At 62.6% G+C, this 6,146-nt stretch carries 5 protein-coding genes and 1 rRNA gene; 4 read left to right on the top strand and 2 right to left on the bottom strand.

Annotated elements, in window-relative coordinates; translation table 11 throughout:
* The first annotated feature begins 252 nt into the window (after positions 1 to 252).
* Together rrf and HV786_RS25965 are read left to right on the top strand one after the other, a co-directional pair.
* Positions 253 to 365 (top strand): 5S ribosomal RNA (gene rrf, locus HV786_RS25970).
* A gap of 162 nt (positions 366 to 527) precedes the next feature.
* Positions 528 to 893 (top strand): DUF4870 family protein, encoded by a 366-nt coding sequence (locus HV786_RS25965; protein WP_056320734.1) that lies wholly within the window; start codon positions 528 to 530, stop codon positions 891 to 893.
* 550 nt (positions 894 to 1,443) lie between these two features.
* Here HV786_RS25965 and HV786_RS25960 read toward each other — a convergent pair.
* Positions 1,444 to 1,722 carry an SWIB/MDM2 domain-containing protein gene (locus HV786_RS25960; protein WP_006217453.1) on the bottom strand — a complete coding sequence of 93 codons (279 nt, stop codon included), beginning with the start codon at positions 1,720 to 1,722 and terminating at the stop codon, positions 1,444 to 1,446.
* 147 nt (positions 1,723 to 1,869) lie between these two features.
* Between HV786_RS25960 and HV786_RS25955 the strand changes: the two genes are divergently transcribed.
* Together HV786_RS25955 and pyrC are read left to right on the top strand one after the other, a co-directional pair.
* Positions 1,870 to 3,063 (top strand): M20 aminoacylase family protein, encoded by a 1,194-nt coding sequence (locus HV786_RS25955; protein ID WP_056569330.1) that lies wholly within the window; start codon positions 1,870 to 1,872, stop codon positions 3,061 to 3,063.
* Positions 3,059 to 4,138: a dihydroorotase gene (gene pyrC, locus HV786_RS25950; protein ID WP_128830111.1), complete on the top strand. Its 1,080-nt coding sequence runs from the start codon at positions 3,059 to 3,061 to the stop codon at positions 4,136 to 4,138. Before HV786_RS25955 ends, pyrC begins: the two co-directional genes overlap by 5 nt.
* 102 nt (positions 4,139 to 4,240) lie before the next feature.
* Here the strand turns inward: pyrC and HV786_RS25945 are convergent, their stop codons facing one another.
* Positions 4,241 to 6,067, bottom strand: a complete 1,827-nt coding sequence (locus HV786_RS25945; RefSeq protein ID WP_128829952.1) for an ATP-binding cassette domain-containing protein — start codon at positions 6,065 to 6,067, stop codon at positions 4,241 to 4,243.
* Positions 6,068 to 6,146: the final 79 nt, after the last annotated feature.

Below are 6,146 nucleotides of genomic sequence, written 5' to 3'. Positions count from 1 at the left end.
AGTGAAACGCCTTTGCGCCGATGATAGTGGACGGACGTCTGTGAAAGTAGGTCATCGTCAGGCTTTTATTGCTCAAAACCCCGCAGGTATCCCCTGCGGGGTTTTGTCTTTAGTGAGAGCCCTGCCGGTTGCGGCAAGAGGTTGGTTGCGGCGAGAGCTGCGAACCCTTTAGTACAAGCGGGCGTCAGGTTCGCGTTGCGGTACCCCAGATTCGAACGGTTGACCGTTGTGTCAACTGCTCAAGCAGTTACGCTTGACGACCATAGCAAGGTGGTCCCACTCCTTCCCATCCCGAACAGGACAGTGAAACGCCTTTGCGCCGATGATAGTGGACGGACGTCTGTGAAAGTAGGTCATCGTCAAGCTCTTATCCTCAAAGCCCCACCGGTATCCGGTGGGGCTTTGTCTTTGGCACTCCAGTTGGCCTGCGAGCCGCGCCAATGTTGGATGTGCCCAAATAACAACGGCCGTGGGCGGGGTGGCTTTGTGCGGTAAGATTGTTCGAGTCAATTCGTTGGAGCGTTATCGTGAGTGAACCCCAGACCCCCGTGCCCGGTACGACATTGGACCTTCGCACGTTGACCCACGTGGCCTATGGCTTGTATGCCTTGGGCTTTCTGACGAGTGGATTTCTGGGCATCGCCACGATTGCGGCCGTCGTGCTCATGTATCTCAAGCGATCGGACGCCGCAGGCACCGTCTACGCCGCTCATTTTGACTGGCTTCTGCGTACGTTCTGGTGGGCGTTGCTGTGGCTGGCCATCAGCGGGATCGCGACCCTCATCTTCATCGGATGGATCGGCGTGGCGGCAACCATCGTGTGGGTGCTCTATCGCCTGATTCGTGGCTGGCTGTCGTTGCTGGAAGGTGGCGCGCCCACGTCTTACGCGTGAGTCCTGGTATTACCCTCGGAAAGGCCGGCAGCGATGCCGGCCTTTTTGCATGGCATGAACGTGTGGGGTGATGCCCACCAGCAGCCCGCCTGCAGGGCGCGATCACCGGCAAGGCTGTGGATACGTCGTTGAGATGCCGTTGAGGTGTCGTTGTCGTGGGTGCGTCGAGCTTCGATGTGACGCAGTATCAAAGCATGCCATGCGGGATAGCTGCGGGCACCGGCGTGACACGATGGCGGGCGGTGCGCCCGCGCGGCCTGGCCTCGCGGTCGACGAGGGCGTCGTGTAGCGCGTTCAGGGGCGCCTCGTGTGTCTGTCGACGTGCGGCATGAGTGCAGTTGCTGACGCGGGTAAGGAAGCGCGGCGTGCAGGCATGCAGCGGCACGTCAGACCAGGCGAACTGGCTTTTCAATCAAGTGGGAATGTCCACGAACGTGGCGATGAGGTACTGCGAGGGGACTTGCTTGGTGGCGTCGAGCTCGCCCGGCCTGAAGCCAGGGCGTCGCGACAATCCAAAGGCAGGGACGTACGCCGTACGCCCTTTGCCTGCTTACTTCAGATGTGCGTTGACCAGTTTGGTCAGTTCGAACATCGTGACCTGATCCTTGCCGAAGATCGGGCGCAGCTTGGCATCGGCGTTGATGTTGCGCTTGTTGCTGGCATCTTGCAGGTTGTGCTTCTTGATGTATTCCCAGATCTTCTTGGTGACCTCGGTACGCGGCACGGCTTCCGAGCCGATGACAGCGGCCAATTCGGCGCTGGGGGTCAGCGGCTTCATGAATGCAGCGTTCGGCTTGCGCGCGGTCGCGGGTTTGGAGGTTGTGGCCATAATGCGGCGCTCCTTCTCTGGCTGTTGGAAAAATTGTCCTGCGGCCGGAGCATAACGTGTCTCTCCCGTAAAGACAAAGGCATTTATCCTCTGTAGCAACTAAAATGCACCGACCGTCCCCTCTATCACGTCATTCTGTAACGTCCTATGTACGCACGTTCTCCGTTGGAATCGATTCGCCTTTTTCATGACGAATTGACGGCGCTTCGGCGCGATTTGCATGCTCATCCGGAATTGGGTTTTGAAGAAGTCCGCACGTCGGGCATCGTCGCCGGCGCGCTGGAAGCGTTGGGCATCGAGGTGCACCGCGGGATTGGCAAGACCGGCGTGGTGGGCGTGATCCGCGGCAAACGATGCGACAGTGGCCGCATGATCGGACTGCGCGCCGACATGGACGCGTTGCCCATGACCGAGGACAACACGTTCGGGCACAAGTCGACCAAGCCCGGACTGATGCACGGCTGCGGTCACGACGGCCATACGGCGGTGTTGATCGGCGCGGCCAAGTACCTGGCGCAGACGCGCAATTTCGATGGCACGGCCGTGTTGATCTTCCAACCAGCGGAAGAAGGGCGCGGCGGGGCACGCGCCATGCTCGAGGACGGCCTGTTTGACACCTTTCCTTGCGATGCAATCTACGCCTTGCACAACTGGCCGGGCCTGAAACCGGGCACCATCGGCATCAACCCGGGTCCGATGATGGCGGCTGCCGATCGCTTCGAGATCCTGATCACGGGTCGAGGCGGACACGGGGCGCATCCTTATCAGACGATCGATCCCGTGACCATCGCGGGCCAGATCATCACGGCGTTGCAGACGATCGTGTCGCGCAACGTGAACCCGCTGGATTCGGCGGTGCTGTCGATCGGTTCGGTGCAAGCCGGCCACCCCGGCGCGATGAGCGTGATTCCGCGCGAGGCGCGCATGGTGGGCACGGTGCGGACATTCCGCAAGTCGGTCCAGGAAATGGTCGAGACGCGCATGCGGGAGCTGGTGAGCGCAATTGCCGGTGCGTTCGGCGGCACCGCCGAAGTGGTGTACGAGCGCATTTATCCCGCGACTTTGAACACCCCTCAGCACGCCAATTTGGTGGCCGACATCGCAACCGAGATGATCGGCAAGGAAAACGTGGTGCGCGATTTGGTACCCTCGATGGGTTCCGAAGACTTTTCGTTCATGTTGCAGGCCAAGCCGGGCGCATATTTCCGCCTTGGCCAGGGCGGGGCCGATTCCGGCTGCTTGCTGCACAACCCGCATTTCGATTTCAACGATGCCGTCATTCCCCTGGGCAGCGCGATGTTCTGCGCACTGGCCGAACGGGGCATGCCGCTGGCAGATTAAGAAGCCTTCCATGTCTACTCAAAGCACGACCCAACTCACCATCACCCGTCCCGACGACTGGCATCTGCATTTGCGCGACGGCGCGGCGCTTGAAGCGGTGGTTGCCGATACGGCGCGCCAGTTTGCCCGCGCCATCATCATGCCTAACCTGAAGCCCCCGGTCACGACGACGGAGCAGGCGTTGGCCTATCGCGGCCGCATTCTGGAGGCGCTTGCGAAGACGGGCGTCAACCCGGATTCGTTCACGCCCCTGATGACGCTTTACCTGACTGACAACACGCCTGCCGAAGAGATCGTGCGTGCGCATGCATCGGGCCACGTCTATGCGGTCAAGCTGTATCCCGCGGGCGCCACGACCAACTCGGACGCGGGCGTGACCGATTTGCTGGGTAAGTGCACCAAGGCGCTGGAAGCCTTGCAGAAGTGTGGGATGCCGTTGCTCGTGCATGGAGAAGTGACGGATCCGTCTATTGACGTCTTCGACCGCGAGGCCATCTTTGTCGAGCGCGTGATGAAGCCGTTGCGGCGCGCGTTTCCGGCATTGAAGGTGGTGTTCGAGCACATCACGACGAAGGAAGGCGCCGAGTACGTGCGCGATGCGGAAGGTCCGATTGCCGCGACGATCACGCCGCAGCACATGCTTTACAACCGCAACGCGATCTTCCAGGGCGGTGTGCGGCCTCATTGGTACTGCCTGCCGATTCTCAAGCGCGAAACGCACCGCCTTGCGTTGGTCGAGGCAGCTACGAGCGGCAGTCCGCGCTTTTTCCTGGGAACGGATAGCGCGCCGCACGCGCGCGGTCTGAAGGAACATGCCTGCGGCTGCGCGGGTTGCTACACCGCGCTGCATGCAATGGAGCTGTATGCCACCGCGTTCGAGGCGGCAGGCAAGCTCGACAAGCTGGAAGGGTTTGCCAGCTTCCATGGTCCGGATTTCTACGGTCTGCCTCGCAACACCGGCACGTTGACGCTGTCGCGTGAAACTTACCAGGTGCCCCAGGAACTGGCGTTTGGCAATACGACGCTCGTCCCGCTTGCCGCCGGTGAAGCGCTGGAGTGGCGCGCCCACGTTTGAGGGCCTTGCGGCTGGAGCCGACGTGAATAGGGGTGAGCGGCTTTGCCGTTCACCCCTTTTTTTGCGCCACCGATCGGCCCATATCTATATATAGCAGTGCTGTCAGAGCGTGCCGTCGCGCCGCGCCTCCAGCAGTTCCCAGCGTGCGAATTTCTCTTCGAGCTCGGCTTCCAGTTTGGCCAGGTCGCCATTGATGCGTTCGACCTCGTCCGGTGCGTCGCGATAGAGACTGCCGTCTGCCAGCTTGCCCGCCAGTTCCGCCTGCTTGGCCTCGAGCGCGGCGATCGCGTCAGGCAGGCCTTCGAGTTCGCGCAGGTCCCAGGCGTTGATCTTGCCCGCCTTTGCAGGCTTGGGGCGCGCGGCCTTCGCGCGAGCGGCATTGTCGTCGGCGGACTTGGCAGTCTTGTCGGCGTCGGTCTGCGGCGTGGTGGGCGCGGGGCGCTGTGAAACCCACTCGTCGTAACCGCCCACGTAATCGCGCCAGTGGCCGTCGCCTTCGTAGGCGATGGTCTGGGTCACCACGTTGTTGAGGAAGGCGCGGTCATGGCTGACCAGCAGCACGGTGCCGGCATATTCCTGCAGCAGCTCTTCCAGCAGTTCCAGCGTTTCGATGTCAAGGTCGTTGGTGGGCTCGTCCAGCACCAGCACGTTCGCCGGGCGCGCAAAGAGTCGCGCCAGCAACAGGCGGGCGCGTTCGCCGCCCGACAGGCTGCGCACGGGCGAACCGGCGCGTGCCGGCGAAAACAGGAAATCGCCCAAATAGGTCATCACGTGCTTACGCACGCCACCGATCTCGACCCATTCGCTACCCGGACTGATGATGTCGACGAGCGAGGCGTTTTCGTCCAGCTGCGCGCGCATCTGATCGAAGTAGGCGACCGCGACGTTGGTGCCCAGGCGCGTCGCGCCGGAGTCGGGTTGCAGCTCGCCCAGGATGAGCTTTAGCAAAGTGGTCTTGCCCGCGCCATTGGGTCCGATGATGCCAATGCGGTCGCCGCGCAGCAGGGTTGTGGAGTAGTCGTCGACCACGATCTTGTCGCCGAACCGCTTGCTGACGTGCTCGAGTTCCGCCACGAGCTTGCCGGACCGTTGGCCTTCGGCCAGCGCCAGCGATACGTTGCCAACGCGCTCGCGGCGTTCGGCGCGCTGCACGCGCAGGCTTTCCAGGCGGCGCACTCGGCCTTCATTGCGCGTGCGGCGCGCTTCCACGCCCTTGCGGATCCAGACTTCTTCCTGTGCCAGCAGTTTGTCGAAGCGCGCCTGCTCCAGCCGTTCGGACTCCAGCCACTGCGCCTTGCGCTCCTGCCACTGCGAGAAATTGCCGGGAAAGCTCAAGAGACGGCCGCGGTCGAGTTCGACAATGCGGGTGGTGACGGCATCCAGGAACCGGCGATCGTGGGTGATGATGACCGCGGCGCCTTTCCAGGCGCGCAGCATGTCTTCCAGCCAGGCAATGCCTTCGAAGTCCAGATGGTTGGTGGGTTCGTCGAGCAGCAGAAGATCCGGTTCGTCGATCAAGGCGCGGGCGAGGGCGACGCGCTTGCGCGTGCCGCCGGACAACCCCGCGATCTGCGCATCGGCGGGCAGGCCCAGCTTTTCGATGACGGCGCGCGCGCGCGAGGGGCGCTGCCAGTCTTCGTGGTCGCCGTCCGTGTTGCACACGACATCGAACACCGTGGCATTGTCGTCGAGCTCGGGCTCTTGTTCGACAGTGGCCACGCGCAGGCTGGAGCTGCGGGCGATGGCGCCGTCGTCTGGCTGCGTGCGGCCGTCGAGCAGCCTGAGGAGCGAGGACTTCCCTGCGCCATTGCGGCCGATGAGGCCTATACGTTCGCCGGACTGGATGGCGAAGTCGGCATGGTCGAGCAGCGGATGGTGCCCATACGCGAGCTGGACGTCGGTCAGGGTGATGAGAGTTTCGAGGGCCATGTGGTTGTTGGTGTCTGCGGCAGCTAAGCGGATCAGCGCGTATTGTCGCAGGAACGCGAGGGCCCGGTCTTGCTGCCGC

It is taken from the genome of Achromobacter mucicolens (assembly GCF_902859725.1).
Classification (GTDB): Bacteria; Pseudomonadota; Gammaproteobacteria; order Burkholderiales; family Burkholderiaceae_B; genus Achromobacter; species Achromobacter mucicolens.
This window is presented reverse-complemented; position numbering and strand designations above follow the sequence as displayed.

Excerpts from the sequence above, each read along its gene's own strand:
- HV786_RS25960 (WP_006217453.1), bottom strand. The coding sequence starts at position 1,722 with ATGGCCACAACCTCCAAACCCGCGACCGCGCGCAAGCCGAACGCTGCA.
- HV786_RS25955 (WP_056569330.1), top strand. The coding sequence starts at position 1,870 with ATGTACGCACGTTCTCCGTTGGAATCGATTCGCCTTTTTCATGACGAA.
- HV786_RS25945 (WP_128829952.1), bottom strand. The coding sequence starts at position 6,067 with ATGGCCCTCGAAACTCTCATCACCCTGACCGACGTCCAGCTCGCGTAT.